At 72.3% G+C, this 25,677-nt stretch carries 21 protein-coding genes; 11 read left to right on the forward strand and 10 right to left on the reverse strand.

The genetic code is table 11. The features are described from left to right. Window positions 1-54: 54 nt before the first annotated feature. Window positions 55-675: an ArsR/SmtB family transcription factor gene (locus HCJ93_RS05365; protein WP_167991543.1), complete on the reverse strand. Its 621-nt coding sequence runs from the start codon at window positions 673-675 to the stop codon at window positions 55-57. 93 nt (window positions 676-768) lie between these two features. Between HCJ93_RS05365 and HCJ93_RS05370 the strand changes: the two genes are divergently transcribed. Beyond that, on the forward strand, window positions 769-1,272 hold the full coding sequence (locus HCJ93_RS05370; RefSeq protein WP_167991562.1) for an RNA-binding S4 domain-containing protein: 504 nt from the start codon (window positions 769-771) through the stop codon (window positions 1,270-1,272). Window positions 1,273-1,434: 162 nt separating this feature from the next. On the opposite strand, the gene HCJ93_RS05375 is transcribed toward HCJ93_RS05370, so the two are convergent. Next, window positions 1,435-1,884 (reverse strand): DoxX family protein, encoded by a 450-nt coding sequence (locus tag HCJ93_RS05375; protein ID WP_167991563.1) that lies wholly within the window; start codon window positions 1,882-1,884, stop codon window positions 1,435-1,437. A 164-nt stretch (window positions 1,885-2,048) separates the two neighbouring features. Between HCJ93_RS05375 and HCJ93_RS05380 the strand changes: the two genes are divergently transcribed. Beyond that, complete coding sequence (locus HCJ93_RS05380; RefSeq protein WP_167991565.1) at window positions 2,049-2,312, forward strand: DUF6343 family protein; 264 nt, start codon at window positions 2,049-2,051, stop codon at window positions 2,310-2,312. Between the two features lie 15 nt (window positions 2,313-2,327). On the opposite strand, the gene HCJ93_RS05385 is transcribed toward HCJ93_RS05380, so the two are convergent. The 4 genes from HCJ93_RS05385 to rpsA all read right to left on the reverse strand — a co-directional run bounded on the left by HCJ93_RS05385 (window position 2,328) and on the right by rpsA (window position 6,177). Next, complete coding sequence (locus HCJ93_RS05385) at window positions 2,328-2,708, reverse strand: tetratricopeptide repeat protein (protein WP_167991567.1); 381 nt, start codon at window positions 2,706-2,708, stop codon at window positions 2,328-2,330. A 49-nt stretch (window positions 2,709-2,757) separates the two neighbouring features. Further along, window positions 2,758-3,381 carry a dephospho-CoA kinase gene (coaE, locus tag HCJ93_RS05390; protein ID WP_167991569.1) on the reverse strand — a complete coding sequence of 208 codons (624 nt, stop codon included), beginning with the start codon at window positions 3,379-3,381 and terminating at the stop codon, window positions 2,758-2,760. Window positions 3,382-3,520: 139 nt separating this feature from the next. Further along, a complete protein-coding gene (locus tag HCJ93_RS05395) occupies window positions 3,521-4,459 on the reverse strand; it encodes a PAC2 family protein (protein WP_167991570.1) in 939 nt (312 codons plus the stop codon). 224 nt (window positions 4,460-4,683) lie between these two features. After that, window positions 4,684-6,177: a 30S ribosomal protein S1 gene (gene rpsA / locus HCJ93_RS05400; RefSeq protein WP_167991572.1), complete on the reverse strand. Its 1,494-nt coding sequence runs from the start codon at window positions 6,175-6,177 to the stop codon at window positions 4,684-4,686. A gap of 332 nt (window positions 6,178-6,509) precedes the next feature. Between rpsA and HCJ93_RS05405 the strand changes: the two genes are divergently transcribed. Together HCJ93_RS05405 and hrpB are read left to right on the forward strand one after the other, a co-directional pair. Continuing rightward, window positions 6,510-7,382: a class I SAM-dependent methyltransferase gene (locus tag HCJ93_RS05405; RefSeq protein WP_309141309.1), complete on the forward strand. Its 873-nt coding sequence runs from the start codon at window positions 6,510-6,512 to the stop codon at window positions 7,380-7,382. A gap of 4 nt (window positions 7,383-7,386) precedes the next feature. Next, entirely contained in the window at window positions 7,387-9,909 is a 2,523-nt protein-coding gene (hrpB, locus tag HCJ93_RS05410) for an ATP-dependent helicase HrpB (protein WP_167991573.1), read from the forward strand. Between the two features lie 129 nt (window positions 9,910-10,038). On the opposite strand, the gene HCJ93_RS05415 is transcribed toward hrpB, so the two are convergent. Both HCJ93_RS05415 and HCJ93_RS05420 read right to left on the reverse strand, forming a co-directional pair. Continuing rightward, complete coding sequence (locus tag HCJ93_RS05415; protein ID WP_167991575.1) at window positions 10,039-10,170, reverse strand: SPW_0924 family protein; 132 nt, start codon at window positions 10,168-10,170, stop codon at window positions 10,039-10,041. Between the two features lie 184 nt (window positions 10,171-10,354). Beyond that, window positions 10,355-12,127, reverse strand: a complete 1,773-nt coding sequence (locus tag HCJ93_RS05420) for a lytic transglycosylase domain-containing protein (RefSeq protein ID WP_167991577.1) — start codon at window positions 12,125-12,127, stop codon at window positions 10,355-10,357. Window positions 12,128-12,371: 244 nt separating this feature from the next. On the opposite strand from HCJ93_RS05420, the gene HCJ93_RS05425 reads away from it, so the two are divergent. Then, window positions 12,372-13,235, forward strand: coding sequence for a DUF4184 family protein (locus HCJ93_RS05425; RefSeq protein WP_167991579.1), 864 nt, complete (start codon window positions 12,372-12,374; stop codon window positions 13,233-13,235). Here HCJ93_RS05425 and HCJ93_RS05430 read toward each other — a convergent pair. Both HCJ93_RS05430 and polA read right to left on the reverse strand, forming a co-directional pair. Continuing rightward, the gene (locus HCJ93_RS05430) at window positions 13,147-13,566 is read right to left on the reverse strand and encodes a hypothetical protein (RefSeq protein ID WP_206316922.1); all 420 of its coding nucleotides are present in this window, start codon (window positions 13,564-13,566) and stop codon (window positions 13,147-13,149) included. The two genes, HCJ93_RS05425 and HCJ93_RS05430, sit on opposite strands and share 89 nt — an antisense overlap. Window positions 13,567-14,209: 643 nt before the next feature. Beyond that, window positions 14,210-16,936 carry a DNA polymerase I gene (gene polA, locus HCJ93_RS05435; RefSeq protein ID WP_167991580.1) on the reverse strand — a complete coding sequence of 909 codons (2,727 nt, stop codon included), beginning with the start codon at window positions 16,934-16,936 and terminating at the stop codon, window positions 14,210-14,212. 157 nt (window positions 16,937-17,093) lie between these two features. Here polA and HCJ93_RS05440 point away from each other — a divergent pair, with 157 nt between their 5' ends. The 6 genes from HCJ93_RS05440 (at window position 17,094) to HCJ93_RS05470 (ending at window position 25,675) form a co-directional block, all read left to right on the forward strand. Then, window positions 17,094-19,373 (forward strand): FdhF/YdeP family oxidoreductase, encoded by a 2,280-nt coding sequence (locus HCJ93_RS05440; RefSeq protein ID WP_167991582.1) that lies wholly within the window; start codon window positions 17,094-17,096, stop codon window positions 19,371-19,373. Between the two features lie 77 nt (window positions 19,374-19,450). Continuing rightward, window positions 19,451-19,939: a PaaI family thioesterase gene (locus HCJ93_RS05445; RefSeq protein WP_167991584.1), complete on the forward strand. Its 489-nt coding sequence runs from the start codon at window positions 19,451-19,453 to the stop codon at window positions 19,937-19,939. A gap of 302 nt (window positions 19,940-20,241) precedes the next feature. Beyond that, the gene (locus HCJ93_RS05450) at window positions 20,242-20,667 is read left to right on the forward strand and encodes a hypothetical protein (protein ID WP_309141310.1); all 426 of its coding nucleotides are present in this window, start codon (window positions 20,242-20,244) and stop codon (window positions 20,665-20,667) included. Window positions 20,668-21,562: 895 nt separating this feature from the next. Further along, on the forward strand, window positions 21,563-22,792 hold the full coding sequence (locus HCJ93_RS05460; protein WP_167991588.1) for a branched-chain amino acid ABC transporter substrate-binding protein: 1,230 nt from the start codon (window positions 21,563-21,565) through the stop codon (window positions 22,790-22,792). 115 nt (window positions 22,793-22,907) lie between these two features. Beyond that, window positions 22,908-23,840 carry a branched-chain amino acid ABC transporter permease gene (locus HCJ93_RS05465; RefSeq protein WP_167991589.1) on the forward strand — a complete coding sequence of 311 codons (933 nt, stop codon included), beginning with the start codon at window positions 22,908-22,910 and terminating at the stop codon, window positions 23,838-23,840. Window positions 23,841-23,845: 5 nt separating this feature from the next. Continuing rightward, window positions 23,846-25,675 (forward strand): branched-chain amino acid ABC transporter permease, encoded by a 1,830-nt coding sequence (locus HCJ93_RS05470; protein ID WP_167991591.1) that lies wholly within the window; start codon window positions 23,846-23,848, stop codon window positions 25,673-25,675. Window positions 25,676-25,677: the final 2 nt, after the last annotated feature.

Genomic DNA, 25,677 nt, shown 5'->3' on the forward strand with positions numbered 1-25,677 from the left:
GGGCGCAGAGGGTGACGTAGCGGCGGCGGGCCGTCCGGACCGCAGGCAGTTCGGTCACGGCGTCTCCCCGGCCGGGGAGGACGGTGGGGCGAGGGGCAGTCCGGCGGTGAACAGGACCACCTGGCGGGCGCGGGGGTCGTCCGCGTCCCGGGCGGTGAGCTGTTCGAGGGTGCGGGAGACGACCTCCCACAGCTCGGTGAGCGACTCCGGGGTCAGGCGGGGCATCAGGTCGCTGATGCCGGACGGCTCGACCCACTCCTTGTCGAGCCGCCCCTCGGCGAGGTCCGCCTCGTGCCGGTCCAGGGACGCCACCAGGTGCTCGATCTGCCGCCGCCGCGCCATGCCGATGTACGCCCGGCCCGCCGCCGAGGCCTCCATCGCCTCGTTGCTCCAGGAGGTCACCGAGTGCACGGCCCGCCAGCGGCGCTCGCGTCCGTCGCGGTGCTCGGCCTCGGTGATGAAGGCGTACTTGGCCAGCACCCGGAGGTGGTAGCTGGTGGACGCGGACGACTCCCCCGTCCGCTCGGCCAGTTCGCTGGCGGTGGCCGGGCCGTCCTGCCGCAGCAGTCCGAGCAGCCGGATGCGCAGCGGGTGGGTGAGTGCTTTCAGGGCGTCGGTGTCCCGCTCGGGGTCCAGGACGCGCCGGCGGTCGGTCTCGGGTTCGTCACTGGGCATACGGCGAGGCTAGGGCCGACGGGACCGATCACAAAAGAGTTTTTGCAAAAAATATTTGGGGAAAGTCCTGGCGCCGGCCGCTAAGGTCGGGGCATGGCTTCCGAGGGAGTGCAGCAGGACGGGACGGATCCCAAGATCGCCGCTGCCGTGGCGGCCGCCGAGGCCGCCGGGCCGAAACCGGGCGAGAACGTCCGCATCGACAGCTGGATCTGGGCCGTACGTCTGATCAAGACGCGATCACTGGGTGCCGCAGCCTGCCGGGGCGGGCATGTGCGGGTGAACGGCGAGCGGGTCAAGCCCGCCCACAGCGTCCGCGTCGGCGACGAGGTGCGGCTGCGGCACGAGGGCCGCGAGCGGGTGGTGGTCGTCAAGCGGCTGATCCGCAAGCGGGTGGGCGCGCCGGTGGCCGCCCAGTGCTACATCGACAACTCCCCGCCGCCCCCGCCCCGCGAGGCCGTCGCCCCGGCCGGCATCCGCGACCGCGGCGCGGGCCGTCCGACCAAGCGGGACCGCCGCGAGCTGGAACGCCTGCGGGGTCTCGGCGCGCCGGGCGGCCTCGGGGCGGCAGGCGGGCGGGGCCGCAGGCCCCGGCCCTGAGCATGCCGAACGGCGCCCAGGAGGCCGAGGCCTCCTGGGCGCCGTTCGTTCAGCGGCTCGGATGCCGTCCGTCCACCAGCCGCCGCCGTCCACCGGGCCGGGCGGCATCCGCCAGAGGGCAGCGCGCCGGCGGGCGGCCCGCGGCGGTACCGCTCTTCACCCTCACGCCCGGCCGCGCCCCAGCAGCCGCAGCAGCCGCGCGTTGCTGTCGCGCCGCACCCAGGCGATCAGGACGAGCGGCACCAGGAGGATCAGCGGAGTCGCCGCGTTCTCCCCGTCGAACACCGTCAGCTGCACCACGAAGGCGCCCACCATCAGCGCGCTCAGGCCGGCCGCGGCCGCCGACTGCAGCACCGGCACCAGCAGCCCGACCGCTCCGGCCAGTTCGAGCAGCCCCACGGCGTACATCCCCGCCTGCCCCCAGCCCATCTCCGCGAACGGCTCGGAGGCGGAGGTGTGCGCGATCAGCTTGGGCAGTGCGCCGGCGACGGCGAAGAAGAGGGCGAGCAGCACCTGCAGACCGCGCAGTGCGATCCGGCCGCGCCGCCGGGACGCGGTGGCGGCGGGGGCGCCTGAGGCGGTGGTCGCGGTGGTCGCGGTGGTCTCGGACATGGCGGTCTCCTGAAGGCATCGGTGTCGCTGCCGGGATCCACCGCCGTTGTCGTGGCCGACGGCGCGCAGCGTTGTCGCAGTGGTGGACCGGGGCGGAGCCGGGAACTCATCGCTGGTGCGCGTCCGCGCCGGGGAGTACGTTGCGAACAGGAGTGGTGACCGTGATGCGTACCGGCAGTGAGCCGAGGACCGCGCGCAGTCCGCTGCGGATGCGGTTCTGGCTGAGCCTCTGGGGCATTCTGTGGACCGGCTTCGGCACCGTGGCCTTCGTGATCACGGACCGTCCGGGCTGGGCGACCGCCTGCGGAGCCCTCCTGCTGATCACCCTGATCGACATGGTGGTGATCATCCGCCACATCCGTCAGGGCCCGCACTGGCAGCCGGGCAAGGACGTGCCGCCCTACCAGCCGCCGGACGACCGGCCCTGACACCGGCGGCGGCTCTCACCGGTCGAAGCGTGCCGCTTCCAGATACTCCGGCTTCGGGTCCAGGGCGGCCGCAAGCCGGAAGTGGCGCTGCGCCGGATGGGCCCGGCCCTGCCGCTGATAGGTGCGGGCGAGGGCGAAGTGGGCGTAGGCGTTGTCCGGCTCGCGCTCCAGGACGAGGGAGAACTCCAGCTCGGCGGAGCGCAGCCGGGCGGCCGCGAAGAAGGCACGGGCGCGCAGCAGTCGCGCCGCGGTGTTCTCCGGGTGCGCCTCGATGACGCGGTCGAGCAGCTTCACCGCACCCTGCGGGTCCCGCGCCGCGAGCAGCTGCTCGGCGGCACGGAAGTCGATGACATGGGTCTCCGGCGTCCGTCCGTGGGAACCGCTGGTCTCGGGCACGAGCCATCCCTCCCTCGCTCCGGGGGTTCAACGCCCGGGCGGCACGGCCCTATTCCTTCGCCCCCTGCTCCTTGGCCTCGCGTGCCCGGCGCACCAGATCCGCCCAGACCTCCTTGACCCGCCGCTCCAGCTCGGGCAGCGGCACGTCGTTGTCGATGACGATGTCCGCGATCTCCCGCCGCTGCTCACGCGTCGCCTGGGCGGCCATGCGGGCGCGGGCGTCCGCCTCGCTCATGCCGCGCAGCCGGACCAGCCGGTCGAGCTGGGTCTCGGGGCTCGCGTCGACGACGATCACCACGTCGTACAGGGGGGCGAGCCCGTTCTCGGTGAGGAGGGGCACGTCGTGCACCACCACGGCGTCGTCGTCGGCGGCCTCCTCCAGCTCGCGGGAGCGCTCACCGACCAGGGGGTGCACGATCGAGTTGAGGACGGCCAGCTTCTCCGGGTCGGAGAAGACGATCGAGCCGAGCTTGGGCCGGTCCAGGGAGCCGTCGGGAGCGAGCACCTCCTCGCCGAAGGCCTCCACGACCGCCGCGAGGCCCGGTGTGCCGGGGGCGACCACCTCGCGCGCGATGCGGTCCGCGTCGATGAGCACGGCCCCGCACTCCACGAGCAGCCGCGACACCTCGCTCTTGCCGGCGCCGATCCCGCCGGTCAGGCCCACCTTCAGCATGAGCGGCAGCTTAGGCCCTGCCTCCGGCGGCCGCCCCGGCGGGTCTCGGCGGGAGGCGGCACCCGACGGCTCCTCGACGACTCCTCGACGGCCCCTGACACTCTCCCACCCCCCCCCGAGGCGACGGGCCCGGCCGGCCTCAGTTGTCCCCTTCGCGCTCCGCCAGGAAGCGCTCGAACTCCCGGCCGATCTCGTCCGCCGAGGGGATCTCCACCGGCTCGGCGAGCATGTTGCCGCGGGTCTCGGCGCCCGCCGCCGCGTCGTACTGGTGCTCGAGGCCCTGGACGAGGGCGGTGAGCTCCTCGTCGCCCTCCTGGATCTGGCGGTCGATCTCGGTCTGGGTGCGCCGGGCGTCCGTGCGCAGTGAGTGCGCCACGCCGGGCAGGACCAGGCCGGTCGCCGCGGTGATGGCCTCCAGGACGGTGAGCGCGGCGTCCGGGTACGGGGAGCGGGCGATGTAGTGCGGCACGTGCGCGGCGACCCCGAGGACGTCGTGCCCGGCCTGCATCAGCCGGTATTCGACGAGCGCTTCGGCGCTGCCCGGTACCTGGGCCTCCTGGAAGGGGCTGCTGTGCCCGGGGACCAGGTCGGTGCGATTGCCGTGCGGGGTGATGCCGACCGGCCGGGTGTGCGGGACGCCCATGGGGATGCCGTGGAAGTTGACGGCCAGGCGGACGCCGAGCCGCTCCACGATCTGCCGGACGGCCGCGGCGAAGCGCTCCCACTCCACGTCCGGTTCGGGGCCGGACAGCAGCAGGAAGGGCGCACCGGTGGCGTCCTGGACGATCTTGACCTCCAGGGCGGGCACGTCGTAGTCGGTCCACCGGTCGCGGGTGAAGGTGAGCAAGGGGCGCCGGGCGCGGTAGTCCACGAGCCGGTCGTGGTCGAAGCGGGCGACGACCTGGTGGGGCAGCAGGTCGAGCAGCCGGTCGACGATCAGGTCGCCGGTCTCCCCCGCGTCGATGTATCCGTCGAAGTGGTAGAGCATGACAAGGCCGGCCGATTCCTGGGCGAGCGCCATGTCGACGACGGCCAGGCCCTTCGGCTCCCACGCGTACAAACCCTGCGGATCAAGCACGGACCGCTCCTCCTCGTGTTCATACACCACAACGTGTGACGGGGCAGTGTCATTCCCGATGCCTGCGCCGGGACATGCGGAGCCGCACGGCCGGCCGTGGAGCGGCCGCCGCGGTGGGTCGGGACGGGTGCCCCCGCAAACTCCGAGGACCCGCACCTGTGAAAGGTGCGGGCCCTCGGATCAGAGAGAGCTACTGCTCAGGAAGAGCCTTGCTCAGTGGGCGTTCAGCTCTGACCACCGGCGAGCTTCTCGCGGAGCGCGGCCAGGGCCTCGTCCGAAGCCAGCGCACCGGACTGGTCGCCGCCCTCGGAGGAGTACGAACCGCCACCGGAGGCGGCCGGAGCGGCGGCCTCGCCACCCTCGGCGGCAGCCGCGGCGTCCGCCTCGCGGGACTTGATGACCTGCGCCTGGTGCTGCTCGAAGCGGGCCTGCGCCTCGGCGTACTGGCGCTCCCACTCCTCGCGCTGCTTCTCGTAGCCCGGCAGCCAGTCGTTGGTCTCCGGGTCGAAGCCCTCGGGGTAGATGTAGTTGCCCTGGTCGTCGTAGGACGCGGCCATGCCGTACAGGGTCGGGTCGAACTCGACCGCCGTCGGGTCGGCACCGAAGGCCTCGTTGGCCTGCTTCAGCGACAGGCTGATGCGACGGCGCTCGAGGTCGATGTCGATGACCTTGACGAAGATCTCGTCGTTGACCTGGACGACCTGCTCCGGGATCTCCACGTGGCGCTCGGCCAGCTCGGAGATGTGGACCAGGCCCTCGATGCCCTCGTCGACGCGGACGAACGCACCGAACGGAACCAGCTTCGTGACCTTGCCGGGCACGACCTGGCCGATCTGGTGGGTGCGGGCGAACTGCTGCCACGGGTCTTCCTGGGTCGCCTTCAGCGACAGCGAGACACGCTCGCGGTCCATGTCGACGTCCAGGACCTCGACCGTGACCTCCTGGCCGACCTCGACGACCTCGGACGGGTGGTCGATGTGCTTCCAGGAGAGCTCCGAGACGTGGACCAGACCGTCGACGCCGCCCAGGTCCACGAAGGCACCGAAGTTGACGATCGAGGAGACGACGCCGGAACGGACCTGACCCTTCTGCAGCGTGGTGAGGAACGTCTGGCGGACCTCGGACTGGGTCTGCTCCAGCCAGGCACGGCGGGAGAGGACCACGTTGTTGCGGTTCTTGTCCAGCTCGATGATCTTGGCCTCGAGCTCCTTGCCCACGTAGGGCTGGAGGTCGCGGACGCGGCGCATCTCGACCAGCGAGGCGGGAAGGAAGCCGCGGAGGCCGATGTCGAGGATGAGACCACCCTTGACGACCTCGATGACGGTACCGGTGACGATGCCGTCCTCTTCCTTGATCTTCTCGATGGTGCCCCAGGCACGCTCGTACTGGGCGCGCTTCTTCGAGAGGATCAGGCGGCCTTCCTTGTCCTCCTTCTGGAGAACCAGGGCCTCGATCTCGTCGCCGACCGCGACGACCTCGTTGGGGTCGACGTCGTGCTTGATCGAGAGCTCGCGGCTCGGGATGACACCTTCGGTCTTGTAGCCGATGTCGAGCAGGACCTCGTCCCGGTCGACCTTCACGATGACGCCGTCGACGATGTCGCCGTCGTTGAAGTACTTGATCGTCTCGTCGATCGCTGCGAGGAAGGCTTCCTCGTTACCGATGTCGTTGACCGCTACCTGCGGAGTGGTGGCGGTGGTCTCGGTGCTGCTCGTCATGTGGGAAAGGGCTCCGGTACGGACATTGAAGTCGTAGGTACTGCTACGCCGGAGCCCTTTTCGCTCTGCAGAAGCCGGACAGCCAAGGAAGCGCCCCACCAGAGACTGGTGATGGCGCCTCGACAACCGAGGGGACATACAACAGATGCGAGCGCAGCCTGCTCTGTCTGAGGTGCGCAGGCCCGCAGCGCAACTTGTAGCATACGGGGGCCGCCGGACATGGTCAATGCGCGAAGCCGCCCACCCGGGGAGCATCGCCGCATAACCGGCACAATTCTCGTCACCCGAGGCCACGCGGGGGCCGGTTCCTGCCCCCTCGCGACACGCCGCGGGTGCGGGTTGGACGGAAGAGTACGACGAGGGAGCCGATCATCCAAGAGGCCGACGCACCCCAGGTTCACGAGGCCGAGGCGGCCGAGCCGGAGGCGACCCGGCGGGAGGCCGGGGTCACGGAGAGCTCCCGCGCCAACCGGGGCTGGTGGGACCGCAACGCCGACGAGTACCAGTCGGAGCACGGCACCTTTCTCGGCGACGACCGCTTCGTCTGGGGCCCGGAGGGGCTGGACGAGGTGGAGGCGGAGCTGCTCGGCCCCGCGGAGGAGCTGAAGGGCAAGGACGTCCTGGAGCTCGGCGCCGGCGCGGCCCAGTGCTCGCGCTGGCTGGCCGGGCAGGGGGCGCGGCCGGTCGCCCTGGACATCTCGCACCGCCAGCTGCAGCACGCGCTGCGGATCGGCGCCTCCTTCCCGCTGGTGTGCGCCGACGCGGTGGCGCTGCCCTTCGCGGACGCCTCCTTCGACCTGGCCTGCTCGGCGTACGGGGCACTCCCCTTCGTCGCCGACCCGCGGCTCGTGCTGCGCGAGGTGCACCGGGTGCTGCGGCCCGGCGGGCGGCTGGTGTTCTCGGTGACCCATCCGATCCGGTGGGCGTTCCCCGACGAGCCGGGCCCCGAGGGGCTCAGCGTCTCCGCCTCCTATTTCGACCGCACCCCATATGTGGAGCAGGACGAGCAGGGCCGCGCCGTCTATGTGGAACATCACCGCACGCTGGGTGACCGGGTGCGCGACGTGGTCGCCTCGGGTTTCCGGCTGGTGGACCTGGTGGAACCGGAATGGCCGTCCTGGAACACGGGCGAGTGGGGCGGCTGGTCCCCGCTGCGCGGGAGCCTGATCCCGGGCACGGCGATCTTCGTGTGCGTACGAGACTGAGGGTGTGATCCGTTACGACGCCCTTCAGTCCCTGCCCGTACGCGAGGCGCTGCCCGGCCTGACCGGCGCCCTGGACGAGCGCGGCACCGCCGTGCTGGTCGCGCCGCCCGGCACCGGCAAGACGACGCTGGTGCCGCTGGCGCTGGCCGGGCTGCTCGGCGAGGGGCCCCGGCGGCGGGTGGTGGTGGCCGAGCCGCGGCGGATCGCGGCCCGCGCGGCGGCCCGGCGGATGGCCTGGCTGCTGGGCGAGAAGCCGGGCGGCTCGGTCGGTTTCACGGTGCGCGGGGAGCGGGTCGCGGGGCCGCACACGCGGGTGGAGGTCGTCACCACCGGTGTGCTGCTGCAGCGGGTGCAGCGCGACCAGGAGCTGTCCGGGGTGGACGTGGTGGTGCTCGACGAGTGCCACGAGCGGCATCTGGACGCGGACACCACGGCGGCGTTCCTGTGGGACGTGCGCGAGACGCTCCGCCCCGACCTGCGGCTCGTGGCCGCGTCGGCGACCACGGACGCGGACGGCTGGGCCCGGCTGCTGGGCGGCGCGCCGGTGGTGGAGGCGCGCGGCGCCGCGCATCCGGTGGAGGTGGTGTGGGCGCCGCCGCCGCGCGCGGTCCGGCCGCCGCACGGGATGCGGGTGGATCCGGCGCTGCTGGCCCATGTGGCCTCGGTGGTGCGGCGGGCGCTGGCCGAGCGGGACGGGGACGTGCTGGTGTTCCTGCCGGGTGTGGGCGAGATCGCGCGGGTGGCCGGCCTGCTGGGCGATCTCGGCGGGGCCGAGGTGCTGCGGGTGCACGGCAGGGCCCCGGCCGCCGTGCAGGACGCGGTGCTGTCGCCCGGTGAGCGGCGGCGTGTGGTGCTGGCCACCTCGGTCGCCGAGTCGTCGCTGACCGTGCCCGGGGTGCGGGTGGTGGTGGACTCGGGGCTGGCGCGGGAGCCGCGGGTGGACCACGCCCGGGGGCTGAGCGCGCTGACGACGGTACGGGCCTCGCAGGCGGCGGCCCGGCAGCGGGCCGGGCGGGCCGGGCGCGAGGCTCCGGGGGCGGTCTACCGGTGCTGGGCGGAGGCGGAGGACGGGCGGCTGCCGCGCTTCCCCTCGCCGGAGATCAAGGTGGCCGATCTGACCGGGTTCGCCTTGCAGACGGCGTGCTGGGGCGACCCGGACGCGTCCGGGCTCGCGCTGCTGGACGCGCCGCCGGCGGGGGCGATGGCGGCGGCCCGGGAGGCGCTGGTGGCGGTCGGGGCGGTGGATCCGTCCGGGCAGGCCACGGAGCGCGGGCGGTCGCTGGTGCGGCTGGGGGTCCATCCCCGGCTGGGGCGGGCGCTGATGGACACCGGGGGTGCCGGGGCCGAGGTGGTGGCCCTGCTGTCGGAGGAGGTGCCGCGGGAGTACGGGGACGACCTCGCCGGGGCGCTGCGCGCGGCGAGGCGCGGGGGCGACGGCTACGGCTCGCGATGGCGTACGGAGGTCCGGCGGCTGCGGGCCCTGGCGGCCGAGGAGGGGGCCGGCCCGCGGGCCGGTGTGTCCGGGCCGGCCGGCGGTGTCCGGGCCGGCGACGGCGACGACCGGGTGGCCGGGTTCGTGGCCGCGCTGGCCTTTCCCGAGCGGGTGGCCAGGTGGGACGGCGGGTCGTACCTGATGGCGTCCGGGACCCGGGCCGAGGTGGGCGACGGCTCCGCCCTGCGCGGGGCGCCCTGGATCGTGGTGGCCGCCGCCGACCGGCCCGTGGGGAGCCGGCACGCCCGGGTGCGGCTCGGCGCGGTGATCGACGAGGACGTGGCACGGACGGCCGCCGGGGCCCTGCTCGAGCAGGGCGAGGAGGTGCGCTGGGCCGACGGGGACGTGGTGGCGCGGCGGGTCGAGCGGCTCGGTTCGATCGAGCTGGCCGTGCGGCCGTACGACGACGCCGGTCCGGCGCTGGTGCGCGAGGCGCTGCTCGACGGGCTGCGCCGGGAGGGGTTCGGCCTGCTGCGGTGGTCACGCGAGGCGGAGGTGCTGCGGCAGCGGCTGGCGTTCCTGCACCGCCGGGTGGGCGCTCCCTGGCCCGACGTCTCCGACGAGGCGCTGCACGCCCGGGTGGCCGAGTGGCTGGAGCCGGAGCTGAGCCGGGCGCGGCGGCGGGCCGATCTGGAGCGGATCGACGCCGGGCAGGCGCTGGCGCGGCTGCTGCCCTGGGCGACCGGGGAGGCGGCCCGGCTGGACGAGCTGGCGCCCGAGCGGATCACCGTGCCCAGCGGTTCGTCGGTGCGGATCGACTACTCGGACCCGGAGCAGCCGGTGCTGGCGGTGAAGCTCCAGGAGATGTTCGGGCTGCACGAGTCGCCGCGGGTGGCCGGTGTGCCGCTCCTGGTGCATCTGCTCTCCCCGGCGGGGCGGCCGGCCGCGGTGACCGCCGATCTGGCCTCGTTCTGGCGGGACGGGTACAAGGGCGTACGGGCCGAGCTGCGCGGCCGCTACCCGAAGCACCCGTGGCCCGAGGACCCGGCCGGCGCCGAGCCCACGCGGCACACCAACGCGCGGCTCAGGCGCTGATCTGCTGCGGTGCCGGATCCCGGTCCCCGGGACCGGAGGGCGAGGCGCGGCGGGCGCGGGCCGCCATGGACAGGGAGAGGGCCGGCAGCGCGGCGGCCGGGGCGAGCAGACCCCGGGGCGGGCAGGAGGTCAGCAGCAGGATCGGGGTGCGGTGGGCGGCTTCGGGGAGGTCTCCCCGGCCGGGGAGCCGAGCGCGGTCAGCGCCGGCACCTGCGCGAGGGCGGCGGCGAGACCGACGGCGGCGGCTGCGAGGGCGCGCATGGGTGCCTCCTCCCGGCGGGCGGCTGCTCCCGCGCGCAGGTGAACTGACGGCGCGTCAGGTCAACTGGCCGGGCACCGTAGCAACGGGGGCGTGAGAGGAGAACAGGTCGCGCACGGGCCGAGGGCGTGCTCCCGGTGCTGGGAACGCGCCCTCGGATCAGGCGTGCGGTGTGCGGTGATGTGCTCAGGCGCTGGGCGAGGGGCTCGGCGAGGACGACTCGGCCGCCGCCACGGTCAGTTCGACGGTGAGGGTGGCGCCGCCCGCGGTGGTGATGCGGAGCAGGAAGGTGCCGGTGGTGTCGTCCGCGTACAGCTGAGGCAGCTTCAGCAGGCCGTCCTCGTCGGTCTTCAGGCCGTCGAGGGTGCGCACCGCCTTGCCGTCGGCGTCCTTGAAGTACGGGCCCTTCTCCGCGGGCGCCGGTTCGTCGCCGGAGGTGAGGACGGCAGCCGTGGCCGCGACCTTGCCGGCGGCGGAGCCCTGGTAGGTGGCCTTCACGACGACCGGCTCGGCGAACTCTCCGCCGGGGACGCAGGTCAGCTCGGTGTCATCGGTGCGCTCCAGCTCGTCGGCGGCGCGTTCGGTGACGGTGGCCTTGAAGTCGAGGCCGGGCACCGGCCGGCCGACGACGGTGGCGCGGACGGTGACGGTGCCCGTCCTCTCACCCGCGACCAGCGCGGGCGCGACCGCCACGCCGGAGCTGTCGGTGGCCACGGTGGCCACGCTCTCCCCGCCGGCGAAGGTGGTGTCGGTGTCGCCGAGCACGGTGAAGCGGATGCGCACCTTGGCCACGGACGTGCCGGCCTCGGTCTCCGCACGGGCGCTGATCCGCTCGCCGAAGGTGCGGCCGGCCATAGCGGTGAGCTTTCCGGTGCCCGCGTTCTCCAGGTGGTCCACCGTGTCGGTGGGGGTCTGCGGGGCCTCCGGCGGGGTCGAGGGCGAGGTGGGCGGCTTGCTCGGGGTGCCGCCGGGCGAGGTGGGCGGCTTGCTCGGGGTGCCGCCGGGCGAGGTGGGCGGCTCGGTGCCGGGGGCGCTGCCGGAGGGCTTGTCCGGCTCGGGCTTCTTGCCGCCGGGCTCGGTGCCGGGCGTGGACGGGCTCGAGGTCGCGCCGGGGCGCGCCTTGCCGCCGTCGCTGCGGTCCGAGGGGAGCGGGCCGGTGCCGTCGGGGATCTCGTGGGTGCCCTTGCGGTAGAACTCCAGCCACCTGAGAACGGTGTTGAGGTAGTCCCTGGAGTTGTTGTAGCTGAGGATGGCCCGCTCCAGGTCGCCCTGGTCGGAGAGGTCCCAGCCGTTGCGGCACAGGTAGTGGCCGGCGGCGAGCGCGGCGTCGTAGACGTTGTCGGGGTCCTTGCGGCCGTCGCCGTTGCCGTCGCGGCCCGCCCAGGCCCAGGTGGAGGGGATGAACTGCATGGGGCCGACGGCGTTGTCGTAGCGGCTGTTGCCGTCGTAGACGCCGTTGTCGGTGTCCTTGATGAGCGCGAAGCCGTTGCCGTCGAGCTGGGGGCCGATGATCGGGCTCAGCGTGGTGCCGTCGGCGTCGACGCGTCCGCCGCGGGCATGGCCGGACTCCACCCGGCCGATGGCGGCGAGGAGTTGCCAGGGCAGATTGCAGGCGGGCTTCTTCTCCCGCAGCGCCGCCTCGGCCTTCTTGTAGGCGTCGAGCACGGTCGCCGGTATGCCGGCCTCGGTGGCGCCGGGCGGGGTGCCCGGGCCGGCGCTCGCGGACGGCGAGGGGCTCGGGCTGTTGAGCGGCGGCAGGTCGGTGTAGTACGGCGAGTTGCCGGTGGCGCTGTCGGCCGCCGCGTCGGGTGAGGGGGTGGCGTCCGCGCTGGTCTGTCTGCCGTGCTCGTCGACGGTCACGCCCGGAGCCTGGGACGCGGACAGGGCCGCCACCGCCGCCGCGGCCACCGCGGTGGTTGCCGCTCCCCTGCGCAGCCTCCTGCCGAAATGCGCCGCCATAGAGTGAACCCCTCCCGTGGACGCCGGAGCGTCCGTCAACGTCTGTTGTGTTCGCCCTGTTCTGACGATCGACCCGTCCCGCCGGTTGCCCCTTCATGGCGCAGACCCTCGCGACCCTACGACAACTTCCTTTGCGCGAACACCGGTTCCTGACCGTTATTCACCGGTTGGTCATGTTCGGAGTTGAGCGGTCCTGCGCCGTGGCGTCGCGCATACTGGGTGCCTCACACAGCGGGAGACCACATTGCCCTTCACCCTCAGCCACGCGGCGGCGGTGCTGCCCGCCGTCCGCGGCGACGGCAGCGGACGGGGCGCCCTGGTGCCGGCCGTGCTGGTGGCCGGGAGCTTCGCTCCCGACATGACCTACTACGCGGCGAGTCTCCTCTCCGGCGCGATGGAGTTCGGGGACGTCACGCACGCGTTCTGGGGCGTGTTCACCGTGGACGTGGTCATCGCCTGGGCACTGGTGGGGCTGTGGCTGCTGATCCGCGAGCCGCTGGTGGCCCTGCTGCCGGCGGGCCGGCAGGCCCGGACGGCGGCGCTGCTGCGCTGCGGAGAGCCGCGGGACCGGCCGCGGCCGTCGCTGGTGGCGCGCTGGTACGCGTCGGCCGTGCTGGGGGCGCTGACGCATGTGGTGTGGGACGCGTTCACCCATCTCGACCAGTGGGGGGTACGGGTCTTCCCGGTCCTGGGCCGGGAGATCGCGGGCTCACCGCTCTACTGGTACCTGCAGTACGGGGGCTCGGCGGTGGCGGCGCTGGTGATCGCCCTGTTCCTGGCCCGCGCCCTGCGGCGGACGGATGCACGACAGGCGCCGGGCGTCCCCCTGCTCTCCGCCGCGGACCGCTGGGCGGCGCTGGCCCTGCTCATGGGCTGCGCGCTGGTGGCGGCGGTGCACCGGGCCACGCGCTGGTGGGCCCACTGGGGACCGGTCGCCAAGCCCTGGGAGCTGATCCCGGCGGTGTGCTTCGGGGCGGGCGCCGGCCTGGCCCTGGCGCTGCCGCTGTACGCGGCGGCCGTCAGGATGCGGCGTCCGGCCGCCCCGGCCACGACGAGCCGCCCGGCAGACGGGGGTACCCGGCCGCCGAGCCGTACGGCCGCACGCTGAGCGTCTCCCCGGCCGCCACGAACACGGTGACGGTACGCACGGGGCGGGGCCGGGGCAGCAGCGTGAGCGCGAGAGCGACATAGCTGCGGGCCAGCTCGGCCCACAGCCGCCAGGGAAGGGCGGGAAGGCCCGCCCGTGCGCCGTCCGCCCGGCCGGGCAGCCACTGCCGGCCGGTGACGGCACTGCGCAGCACGGTGGTGAAGGGGGTGGGGAACCGGGCGGTGCTTGCGGCGGCCGCGAAGACCGGAACGGAACAGGACGCCTCGGGCCGCGGCCCGTCGGCGCCACTCCGCGGGGGTGCCGCTCTGCGGTGAAGCATGCGTATACCCATGCCCCGCATCCTGACCGCGCCCGCGGACGGGGGCGTTTCTACGGGGGCCAGCCGGGTGAGGTCCGCACACCCCCTCGAGGCGGCCCTGTTGACCGCTTCGCCCAGGCAGGGTCCGGGCCGGACACGTCCTCAGCGAGCTGCCGCCCGGCCGGCCCGGGTCGCGGGCCGGCTCCGGTCCGAGTTCCGCGACATCGCCCGGACCCCTGCCCCCTGGCGGGCAGGGCCCGCGGGAGAACCGGCCCGCCGACGGCGACGTGCGCCGACCGCACGAGCCGCGGGGCAAGTCCGTGCGCACACCGGGCGGACGGCGCCCGGCGGTGCGACCGGCGCCCCGAGGCAGGCACCGGCGCCACGCGCCCGAGCATCGGCCGCGCGTTCCGGCCCCACGCCGGCCGCGGGATCCGGACGGCACGCCCCGGCAGCACGTCCGGACCGGACCCGGCCGGCCGGCGTCGCGGCGGCCGGCCGCACCGGTCCGGTCCGCTCGCCCGAACGAGCACATCGCGGCATGTGCATCACGCCCGAAGGTGTGGCGTCCCTCGGTGCGATCGCCCCGTCCGGGCGGCAGGCAGCAACCGTCCGCCGGGGCGGACCCTCCGGTCCCGCCCCGGCAGGAGGACGGTGTGAAGCCGCCCCGGGAGGGTCAGTGGGCCGCTGACTCCCAGTCCGGGCCCCACCCGATGGAGACGCCGAGCGGGACGCGGAGCTCGACCGCGCTGGACATCTGGTCGCGGACCAGCGTCTCGACGGCGGGACGTTCGCCGGGGGCGATCTCGAGGACGATCTCGTCGTGGACCTGGAGGAGCATGCGGGACTTCAGGTTCGCCTCGCGCAGGGCGCGGTCCACCCGGAGCATGGCGATCTTGACGATGTCGGCTGCCGTGCCCTGGATCGGTGCGTTCAGCGCCATCCGTTCCGCTGCCTCGCGGCGCTGGCGGTTGTCGCTGTTGAGGTCGGGCAGATAGCGGCGGCGGCCGAACAGCGTCGCCGTGTAGCCGGTGGCCCGGGCCTCGGCGACGACCCGCTGCAGATAGTCCCGCACGCCGCCGAAGCGCTCGAAGTAGGCGTCCATCAGGGCGCGGGCCTCCGCCGCCTCGATGTTCAGCTGCTGGGAGAGGCCGAAGGCCGAGAGGCCGTAGGCCAGGCCGTACGACATCGCCTTGATCTTGCGGCGCATCTCCGCGTCCACCGCGGACGGTTCGACGGAGAACACTTGCGCGGCGGCCGTGGTGTGCAGGTCCTCGCCGGAGGTGAACGCCTCGATCAGGCCCGCGTCCTCGGAGAGGTGGGCCATCACGCGCAGCTCGATCTGGCTGTAGTCGGCGGTCAGCAGGGACTCGTAGCCCTCGCCGACCACGAAGCCGCGGCGGATGGCGCGGCCCTCGTCCGTGCGGACGGGGATGTTCTGCAGATTGGGGTCGGTCGAGGAGAGGCGGCCGGTGGCGGCGACCGTCTGGTTGAAGGTCGTGTGGATCCGGCCGTCCGCGGCGATCGTCTTGATCAGGCCCTCGACGGTGACCCGGAGCTTGGCCTGCTCCCGGTGCCGGAGCATGATCACCGGCAGTTCGTTGTCGGTCTGGGTCGCCAGCCAGGCCAGCGCGTCCGCGTCCGTGGTGTAACCGGTCTTGGTCTTCTTGGTCTTCGGCAGGCCCAGCTCGCCGAAGAGGACCTCCTGCAGCTGCTTGGGCGAGCCCAGGTTGAACTCGTGGCCCGCCGCCGCGTGCGCCTCCTTCACCGCCTGCTGCACGGCACCGGCGAACATCTGCTCCATGGCCTGCAGATGCTCCCGGTCCGCCGCGATGCCGTGCCGTTCCATCCGGGCCAGCAGCTCGGACACCGGCAGCTCCACGTCCCGCAGCAGATCTGCCGCGCCCACCTGCTCGAGCCGGCCCTCGAAGGCCTCGCCCAGGTCGAGGATGGTGCGGGCCTGCAGCATCAGCGCCTCCGCCTCGGCCCCGTCGTCGGCGCCGAACGCCAGCTGGCCGTCCGCCGCCGCCGGGGGCGCCAGCTCACGGTGCAGATACTCCAGGGACAGCGCGTCCAGGTCGAAGGAGCGGCGGCCCGGCTTGACCAGGTAGGCGGCGAGCGCGGTGTCCATGCGCACGCCCTCGATGCGCCAGCCGTGCTCGGCGAAGACCCGCATCGCGCCCTTGACGTCGTGGAACACCTTGGGCGCGTCCGGGTCGGCGAGCCAGGCGGCGAAGGCCTGCTCGTCGGCCTCGTCCAGCTCGGCCGGTTCGAACCAGGCGGCCGGCCCCTCGGCGGTGGCCAGCGCGATCTCGGCCACCGAACCGGTGCCCAGCGCCCAGGTGCCGACGGTGGCGACCCCGAGCGGGCCGGTGGCGTGCTCGCGGAGCCAGCCGGCCAGCTCACCGGTACGCAGCACGGTGCCGTCGAGCTCCAGGCCGTCCGCGACGACCGGGGTGGCCTCGGCCGCCTGGGCGCCGGGGTCGACGGCGAACAGCCGCTCGCGCAGCGAGGGGTTCCTGATCTCCAGGGTGTCCAGGATCATGGCCACGGCCTTGCGGTCGTAGGCGGTGCGCTCCAGGTCGGCGACGCTCTTGGGCAGCGGCACCTGGCGGTCCAGCTCGGTGAGCCGGCGGTTGAGCTTGACCGCCTCCAGGTGCTCGCGGAGGTTCTGACCGGCCTTGCCCTTGACCTCGTCGACGCGCTCGACCAGCTCCGCGAAGGAACCGAACTGGTTGATCCACTTCGCGGCGGTCTTCTCGCCGACGCCGGGGATGCCGGGCAGATTGTCGGAGGGGTCGCCGCGCAGGGCCGCGAAGTCCGGGTACTGGGCGGGGGTCAGGCCGTACTTCTCGTAGACCTTCTCCGGGGTGAACCGGGTCAGCTCGGAGACGCCCCTCGTCGGGTAGAGCACGGTGACGTGGTCGGAGACCAGCTGGAAGGAGTCGCGGTCGCCGGTGACGATCAGCACGTCGAAGCCCTCGGCCTCGGCCTGGGTGGCGAGGGTGGCGATGATGTCGTCCGCCTCGTACCCCTCGACGGCGAAGCGCTCGGCGTGCATCGCGTCGAGCAGCTCGCCGATCAGCTCGACCTGCCCGCGGAACTCGTCGGGGGTCTTGGAGCGGTTCGCCTTGTACTCGGTGAACTCCTCGGCCCGCCAGGTCTTGCGGGACACGTCGAAGGCGACCGCGAAGTGCGTGGGCGCCTCGTCGCGCAGCGTGTTGGCCAGCATCGACGCGAAGCCGTAGATCGCGTTCGTCGGCTGGCCCGTCGCGGTGGTGAAGTTCTCGGCGGGCAGCGCGAAGAACGCGCGGTAGGCCAGCGAGTGCCCGTCCATGAGCATCAGGCGCGGGCGGCCGCCGTCGGGGGTGTTCTCGGTCTTCTTCGATGCTGTCTCTGCCACGCCCCCGATCCTGCCACGGACCACTGACAGCGGACCGCCATCGGGGGTGCGGGACCGCCCCCGCCGCCCCGTCCGCCACCGGGGGGCTGAGCCGTGCCGGTGGTGCGTGCGAGGATCGGAGACGTACCTCACACGTGTACCCGAAGGAGAGTGCGCGATGGCCGCCAAGCCGCCGAAGGCCGATCCGGTGCAGGACGCGCCGCAGGTCGCCGAGCCGAAGCACGCGGCCGCGGGGCTGACGGCGATCAGCCACACCCTGCGCGCCGCCCAGCGGCAGATGGGCGTGAAGCGCACGGCGCTGACGCTGCTCAGCGTGAACCAGCACAGCGGCTTCGACTGCCCCGGCTGCGCCTGGCCGGAGCCGGACCGGCCGCACCGGGCGGAGTTCTGCGAGAACGGCGCCAAGGCGGTGGCCGAGGAGGCCACCCTGCGCCGGGTGACGCCCGAGTTCTTCGCCGAGCACCCGGTCGCCGAGCTGGCCGGGCGCAGCGGCTACTGGCTGGGGCAGCAGGGCAGGCTCACCCACCCCATGTATCTGCCGGAGGGCGGCACCCACTACGAGCCGGTCACCTGGGAGCGCGCCTTCGACATCGTCGCCGAGGAGATCGCCGGGCTCGGCTCCCCCGACGAGGCCGTCTTCTACACCTCGGGCCGCACCAGCAACGAGGCGGCGTTCCTCTACCAGCTCTTCGCCCGGGAGCTGGGCACCAACAATCTGCCCGACTGCTCCAACCTGTGCCACGAGTCCTCCGGCTCGGCGCTGACCGAGACGCTCGGCGTCGGCAAGGGCAGCGTGCTGCTGGACGACCTCTACAAGGCGGATCTGATCATCGTGGCCGGGCAGAACCCGGGCACGAACCATCCGCGGATGCTCTCCGCGCTGGAGAAGGCCAAGGCGAACGGCGCCCGGATCATCAGCGTCAACCCGCTGCCGGAGGCGGGCCTGGAGCGCTTCAAGAACCCGCAGACCCCGAAGGGCCTGACCGCCGGCGCCGCGCTGACCGACCTGTTCCTGCAGATCCGCATCGGCGGCGACCAGGCGCTGTTCCGCCTCCTCAACAAGCTGATCCTGGAGACGGAGGGCGCCGTCGACGAGGAGTTCGTGCGGGAGCACACGCACGGCTTCGAGGAGTTCGCCGAGGCGGCCCGGGCCGCGGACTGGGACGAGACGCTCGCCGCGACCGGGCTCACCCGCGAGGCGATCGAGCGCTGCCTGCGGATGGTCCTCGGCTCGGAGCGCACCATCGTCTGCTGGGCGATGGGCCTCACCCAGCACAAGCACGCGGTGCCGACCATCAAGGAGATCGTCAACTTCCTGCTGCTGCGCGGCGACATCGGCCGCCCCGGCGCGGGTGTGTGCCCGGTGCGCGGCCACTCCAATGTGCAGGGCGACCGGACCATGGGCATCTTCGAGCGGCCCTCGGCGGCCTTCCTGGACGCGCTGGAGAGGGAGTTCGGCTTCGCTCCGCCCCGCGAACACGGCTACGACGTGGTCCGGGCGATCCGGGCGCTGCGCGACGGCGAGGCCAAGGTCTTCTTCGCCATGGGCGGCAACTTCGTCTCCGCCTCCCCCGACACGGAGGTCACCGAGGCGGCGATGCGGCGGGCCCGGCTCACGGTGCATGTGTCGACCAAGCTGAACCGCTCGCACACGGTCACCGGTGCGCGGGCGCTGATCCTGCCGACGCTGGGGCGCACCGAGCGCGATGTGCAGGCGGGCGGGGAGCAGTTCGTCACGGTCGAGGACTCCATGGGCATGGTGCACGCCTCCCGCGGGCGGCTGGAGCCGGCCAGCCCCTGGCTGCTGTCGGAGCCGGCGATCGTGTGCCGTCTTGCCCGGCGGGTGCTCGGCGCGGACAGCAAGGTGCCGTGGGAGGAGTTCGAGCGGGACTACGGGGCGATCCGGGACCGCATCGCGCGGGTGGTGCCCGGCTTCGAGGACTTCAACGCCAAGGTGGCCCGCCCCGGAGGGTTCGCGCTCCCGCACGCCCCGCGCGACGAGCGCCGCTTCCCGACCGCCACCGGGAAGGCCAACTTCACGGCGGCGCCCGTGGAGTACCCGAGGGTGCCCGAGGGCCGGCTGCTGCTGCAGACGCTGCGCTCGCACGACCAGTACAACACCACGATCTACGGCCTGGACGACCGCTACCGGGGCATCAGCAACGGGCGCCGGGTGGTGCTGGTCAACCCCGAGGACGCGCGGGAGCTGCGGGTCGCGGACGGCTCGTACGTGGATCTGGTGAGCGAGTGGAAGGACGGGGTGGAGCGCCGGGCGCCGGGCTTCCGGGTGGTGCACTACCCGACGGCCCGCGGCTGCGCCGCGGCGTACTACCCGGAGACCAATGTGCTGGTGCCGCTGGATGCCACGGCGGACGTCAGCAACACCCCGGCCAGCAAGTCCGTGGTGGTCCGTCTGGAACAATCGGCGACCGACTGAGCGTTTGCTCAGCCGAGCAGCTGCGGCGGAGCGCCGCACAGCGCCGCAAGTGATCACGACGAAACGGAGCCGGACCCATGGGCGAGCAGCAGCAGGTGAAGTTCCCGCAGGAGGTCATCGACGAGTACGCCGCGCTCGGCGTCGACCTCCAGGCGCTGTTCTCGGCGGGCCATCTGGGCACGCGCATGGGCGTGCAGATCCTGGAGGCCTCGGCGGAGCGGGTCGTCGGGACGATGCCGGTGGAGGGCAACACCCAGCCGTACGGGCTGCTGCACGGCGGAGCCTCGGCGGTGCTGGCGGAGACGCTCGGCTCGGTGGGCTCGATGCTGCACGGCGGCAGCTCCAAGATCGCTGTCGGTGTCGACCTGAACTGCACCCACCACCGGGGCGTCCGCTCCGGCCTGGTCACCGGCGTGGCCACGCCCGTGCACCGGGGGCGCTCCACGGCGACGTACGAGATCGTCATCACCGACGAGGAGGACAAGCGGGTCTGCACCGCCCGTCTGACCTGCCTCCTGCGCGACGTCACCCCGAAGGACGCGGAGCGGGTGAACGCCCGCGGATGACCACGAGCGGCCGGATCACCGCCGCGGACGGGGCGGCCCGCCGCCTCCGCACCGGCGACCGGCCCGCACCCGCCCGCGGCTCGGCCACCTCCTGACACGGAACCGCCCGCGCCCCGGCCCTCACCGGGCCCCGGACGCGGGCGGTACCCGTCGCCGTGGCGGGTGCCCCCGCTGTGCCGGGCCCTCGCACACCCGCACCGCGGCACGGGGCGGCCCTCCGCAGGTGCCGCCACCCGGGCGAGATGATCCGCAGTCCCGGCACACGTCTTGAACTCCCCCGCGAAGCTCGCGAGACTCGGCGCGTGAGACCGCCCCACGGCATATGCGTCCTCGCCGCGCTGATCCTCTCCTGCGCCCTGGCGGCCGGCTGCGGTACGTCCGGGCCCGGCACGGCCTCCGCATCCACCCCGTCCGGCCCCCGGGCCGCCTCCGCCTCCGCCTCCTCCCCCTCGCCGTCACCGAGCGCCACCTCCCCCGAGGCGGTCTGCGTCAAGCTGGTGACGCACTGGGCGCACGAGGTGCTCGCCGGCACCGCGTACGGCGACTACCAGTCGATGGGGCTGTCCAACGGGCAGTACGAGATCCTGCGCGACGCCGTGGCGACCGCCCGGCCGGTGAGGGACAGTCAGGGGCCCGAGGCTGCACGAAGAGTGATCATCCGTCAGGTGCGGGAGGGGTGCGCCGAGCGCTATGAGGACGGCGGGCCGAGCGAAGGTCCGTGGCAGTGAGCGGTGTCGGCCCGGTGGAGCCGGGACCGGGCACCCGGGCCTGGGACCGCACCCGGCCGTCGGCCCGTCAGCACCCTCAACTCGAGCCGCTGACCAGGGCGTTCACCCGCCACCGGAGGGCGGCTCTCGCCTCGCTCACCGCCGCGGGCGTCCTGGCCGGCGCCGGCTACCTGCACGCCACCCGGCCCGAGCGGCCCGCGTCCGCGCCGCCGCCGTACCCGTCCCGGGTCACCGCCCTCATCTATCTGAATCCGCAGGTCAGAACCCCTCAGACAGAGAAACGGAGCTTCCGTTTCGATGCTCTGATCAGCGTAGAATCGGGGCCTCCGGTCACCGTGATCCGGATTTCCCAGCCGTACGCGGGCCTTTCCGTGATCTCCACCCCACCCACGCCTTTCCGGACAAAGGCAGGTTCCCCCCGCAAGATCACGATCACCCTCCGGGTGACCGAATGCGGGAAAGTCCCCCAGAGTGCCGGACTGCCTTTCCTGGATGTAACTCTACGTAATGCGCGCGCAATACAGACACACAGCTTCATCCTCGGCGCCCGCTACGCACAGGACCTCTCCGGGGTCCTGCAGGTAGCCTGCAGCAACGAATCCCGGTAATCACCAAAAGCGCCGAGACGCCTGATGGACCTCCGCGAGTCCTGCAGTTTCTCAGCATGCGGACAGGGCAAATCGGCGAGAATTCCTCCGTTCCCCCCACTCAGTACCGCTCTGCAATACGTCGTGTCATAACAAGAGCGTCACAGCATTGGCCAGACTCTCCTCCACGTTCCCCACACACGCTTAGAGTCACGGCCAGTCACCGCGGAGCCCGATTGTCACTTCGGCCCGGCGCTCGACTCGGCCGTTTCCACCGGGAAGCGGCTGTCAGGGGAAAGGACTGGATCGTGCGTCAACGTTCGCTCATCGCCATCACCGCCGCGCTGGCGGCGGGAGCTCTCACCCTTACCGCCTGCGGTTCGCGCGACGACGACGGCGGCTCGGACAAGGGCAACGGTGGCACCACCGTGGTCATCGGCGTGGACGCGCCGCTGACCGGCGACCTGTCCGCGCTGGGCCTCGGGATCAAGAACTCCGCGGACCTCGCAACCAAGATCGCCAACAAGGAGAAGTTCGTCGAGGGCGTCACCTTCAAGATCGACGCCCGTGACGACCAGGCCCAGCCCTCCTCCGGACAGGCCAACGCCACCACCTTCGTGGCCAACAAGGACGTCCTGGGTGTCGTCGGCCCGCTGAACTCCTCCGTCGCCGAGTCCATGCAGAAGGTCTTCGACGACGCCAAGCTCGTCCAGGTGTCGCCGGCCAACACCAACCCGGCGCTCACCCAGGGCACCGACTGGCAGAAGTCCAAGAAGCGCCCGTACAAGGCGTACTTCCGCACCGCGACCACGGACGCCGTCCAGGGTCCGTTCGCCGCGCAGTACCTCTACAACGAGTCCAAGAAGCGCAAGGTCTTCGTCATCGACGACAAGAAGACCTACGGCGCCGGTCTCGCCGCCACGTTCACCGAGGAGTTCAAGAAGCTCGGCGGCAAGGTCGTGGGCACCGACCACATCGACCCGGACACCAAGGACTTCTCCGCGGTCGCCACCAAGGTCAAGAACTCGGGCGCCGACGTCGTCTACTACGGCGGCGAGTACCCGCAGGCCGGCCCGCTCAGCAAGCAGATCAAGGCCGCCGGCGCCAAGATCCCGCTGGTCGGCGGTGACGGCATCTACAGCGCCGACTTCATCAAGCTGGCCGGCCCGAGCGGCTCCGGCGACCTGGCCACCTCGGTCGGCGCCCCGGTGGAGGAGCTGCCCTCCGCCAAGGAGTTCATCGCCAACTACAAGGACGCCGGCTACAAGGAGGCCTACGAGGCCTACGGCGGCTACTCCTACGACTCGACCTGGGCGATCATCGAGGCCGTGAAGAAGGTCGTCGAGGACAACGACGGCAAGCTGCCCGACGACGCCCGCGAGAAGGTCACCGAGGCCATGCAGAACGTCTCCTTCGACGGAGTCACCGGCAAGGTCTCGTTCGACGAGTTCGGTGACGCCACCAACAAGCAGCTCACCGTCTACGCCGTGGAGAAGGGTGAGTGGAAGGCCGTCAAGTCCGGTACCTACACCGGCTGACCTCCTCCCGCACCGACTAGAGGCCGCGCGGGGCGCTGCACCACTGGCGCCCCGCGCGGACTCGCATCCGGCCCCCATCCGTCGAACTTGTTCCGAACGTCTCGGAGGACATGCGGTGAACGAACTGCCGCAGCAGCTGGTCAACGGCCTGCTACTGGGATCCATGTACGGGCTGGTCGCCATCGGCTACACAATGGTCTACGGCATCATCCAGCTCATCAACTTCGCCCACGGCGAGATATTCATGGTGGGTGGCTTCGGCGCCCTCACCGTCTACCTCTACGTGCTGCCCGACGGTACGTCGATGTGGGTTGCACTGCCCCTGATGCTCCTCGCGGGCATCCTCGTCTCCGTCCTGGTCGCCGTGGGAGCGGAACGGTTCGCCTACCGCCCCCTGCGGGGCGCCCCGCGGCTGGCCCCGCTCATCACGGCCATCGGTCTCTCGCTCGCCCTGCAGCAGGCCGTGTGGGCCTGGTACCCCGGCGGTGAGGACTCCCTGAACTTCCCGCAGATCGAGGGCGGCCCCTTCGAGATCGGCAGCGTCACCATCCAGACCGGCGACATCTTCCTGTTCGTCGTGGCCCCCCTGAGCATGGCCGTCCTGGCCTGGTTCGTGATGAGGACGCGCACCGGCCGCGGCATGCAGGCCACCGCCCAGGACCCGGACACCGCCAAGCTCATGGGCATCAACACCGACCGCATCATCGTGATCGCGTTCGCCCTCGGTGCCGTGTTCGCCGCCGTCGGCGCCGTCGCCTACGGTCTGAAGTACGGTCAGGTCCAGTTCCGCATGGGCTTCATCCTCGGTCTGAAGGCCTTCACCGCCGCGGTCCTCGGAGGCATCGGCAACGTCTACGGAGCGATGCTCGGCGGACTGGTGCTCGGTGTCGCCGAGGCGCTGTCCACGGCCTACATCGCCGACATCCCCGGCATGGCACAGTTCGGCAGCCAGTCCTGGGCGAACGTCTGGGCCTTCGTTCTCCTCATCCTCGTGCTCCTGTTCAGGCCTCAGGGTCTGCTCGGTGAGCGAGTCGCGGACAGGGCGTGACACCGATGACCACACAGACCACAGCAGCCACAACCCCCGACACCCCCACCGCCGAAGCGCCCCGGGGTCTGGTCGGCCTCCCCGAGAGCACCGGCCGCGCCCTGGCCACCGCCGGCGGCGTGCTCTCCGTCATCTCCACCTTCCTCGCCTGGACCTGGACCGCCGAGTTCCCGGGTGACCTCACCGTCTACGGCTACCCGGGCGGACTGCAGGTCCTGGTCCTGGTCGGCGGCGCCCTCACCGCGCTGTTCGGCCTCGCCTCCTACGGCATCAAGGGACTGCGCTGGCTCGTCCCGGCCGGCGCCGACAGCGCGCTGAAGCTGGCCGCGCTGGGCACCTTCGTCACCGCCTGGTACACGGTCATCGCGATCAGCGTGCAGCTCGGCGGCGTGGTGAACCTGGAGCCCGGCGGCTTCGTCGTGGCCGCCGCCACCCTGCTCACCCTGCTCGGCGCCCTCGCCCTGCCGTTCGAGCGCCCGGAGCCGGATCCGTTCGACCCGGATGACACCGGCTGGGAGCAGTTCCGCCACAAGGCGCGCCACCAGGCCGCCGTCATCAAGGCGGCGTTCGCGACCGGTCCGGTCAAGGCGCCCGCCCGCAAGCTCCCCGGCTTCGCCGAGATCCTGGTGATCGTGGCCGCCATGGCCATCGGCCTGCTGGTCTTCACCTACGGCATCGGCACCGAGTACGACGAGCTGTTCATCGGCTTCCTGATCACCGCGGGATTCGGCTTCGCCGCCCTGTTCAAGGCCGGTCTGATCAGCCGGCTCTCCGTGATCACCGGCAAGCACCGCAACGTCACCCTGATCGGTGCCTTCGTCGCGGCGGCCGCGTTCCCCTTCACCCAGTCCGACGACCAGTACGCGACGATCGGCGTCTACATCCTGATCTTCGCCACGGTCGCCCTCGGCCTGAACATCGTGGTCGGTCTGGCGGGTCTGCTCGACCTCGGTTACGTCGCCTTCCTCGGTGTCGGCGCCTACGCCGCCGCCATGGTCTCCGGCAGCCCTTCCAGCCCGTTCGACTTCCAGGTGCCGTTCTGGGCGAGCGCGCTGATCGGCGCGGCGGTCGCCATGGTGTTCGGCGTGATCATCGGTGCGCCGACGCTGCGACTGCGCGGCGACTACCTGGCCATCGTGACCCTCGGCTTCGGTGAGATCTTCCGGATCGCCGTCCTCAACATGGACGGCACCTCCGGGCCGGACATCACCAACGGCTCCAACGGCATCTCCTCGATCCCGAACCTCAACATCCTCGGGTTCGACTTCGGCCAGGAGCACACCATCGCCGGGTTCACCATCGCCCGCTTCGCCAACTACTTCCTGCTGATGCTGCTCATCACGCTGGTCGTGGTGGTCGTCTTCCGGCGCAGCAGCGACTCCCGCATCGGCCGCGCCTGGGTGGCGATCCGCGAGGACGAGACCGCCGCGCTCGCCATGGGCATCAACGGCTTCCGCGTGAAGCTGATCGCCTTCGCCCTCGGCGCCACGCTCGCCGGCCTGGCGGGCACCGTCCAGGCGCACGTCACCTACACGGTGACGCCGGAGCAGTACCAGTTCGCCCACGTGGTCCCGCCCAACAGCGCCTTCCTGCTCGCCGCGGTCGTCCTCGGCGGCATGGGCACCATCAGCGGACCGCTGGTCGGCGCGTCCCTGCTCTACCTGATCCCGGCCAAGCTCCAGTTCCTCGGCGACTACCAGCTCTTCGCCTTCGGCCTCGCGCTCGTGCTGCTGATGCGCTACCGACCGGAGGGCCTCATCCCGAACCGGCGCCGCCAGCTCGAGTTCCACGAAGAGACAGAAGCGCCGACAGTCCTCAGCAAGGCAGGGGCCTGACC

The organism is Streptomyces composti (assembly GCF_012034205.1).
Classification (GTDB): Bacteria; Actinomycetota; Actinomycetes; order Streptomycetales; family Streptomycetaceae; genus Streptomyces; species Streptomyces composti.

Coding starts and splice junctions, on each gene's coding strand:
- HCJ93_RS05365 (WP_167991543.1), bottom strand. CDS start 675: ATGCCCAGTGACGAACCCGAGACCGACCGCCGGCGCGTCCTGGACCCC.
- HCJ93_RS05370 (WP_167991562.1), top strand. CDS start 769: ATGGCTTCCGAGGGAGTGCAGCAGGACGGGACGGATCCCAAGATCGCC.
- HCJ93_RS05375 (WP_167991563.1), bottom strand. CDS start 1,884: ATGTCCGAGACCACCGCGACCACCGCGACCACCGCCTCAGGCGCCCCC.
- HCJ93_RS05380 (WP_167991565.1), top strand. CDS start 2,049: ATGCGTACCGGCAGTGAGCCGAGGACCGCGCGCAGTCCGCTGCGGATG.
- coaE (WP_167991569.1), bottom strand. CDS start 3,381: ATGCTGAAGGTGGGCCTGACCGGCGGGATCGGCGCCGGCAAGAGCGAG.
- rpsA (WP_167991572.1), bottom strand. CDS start 6,177: ATGACGAGCAGCACCGAGACCACCGCCACCACTCCGCAGGTAGCGGTC.
- HCJ93_RS05415 (WP_167991575.1), bottom strand. CDS start 10,170: ATGCGCGCCCTCGCAGCCGCCGCCGTCGGTCTCGCCGCCGCCCTCGCG.
- HCJ93_RS05420 (WP_167991577.1), bottom strand. CDS start 12,127: ATGGCGGCGCATTTCGGCAGGAGGCTGCGCAGGGGAGCGGCAACCACC.
- HCJ93_RS05430 (WP_206316922.1), bottom strand. CDS start 13,566: ATGGGTATACGCATGCTTCACCGCAGAGCGGCACCCCCGCGGAGTGGC.
- HCJ93_RS05440 (WP_167991582.1), top strand. CDS start 17,094: ATGGCCGCCAAGCCGCCGAAGGCCGATCCGGTGCAGGACGCGCCGCAG.
- HCJ93_RS05445 (WP_167991584.1), top strand. CDS start 19,451: ATGGGCGAGCAGCAGCAGGTGAAGTTCCCGCAGGAGGTCATCGACGAG.
- HCJ93_RS05470 (WP_167991591.1), top strand. CDS start 23,846: ATGACCACACAGACCACAGCAGCCACAACCCCCGACACCCCCACCGCC.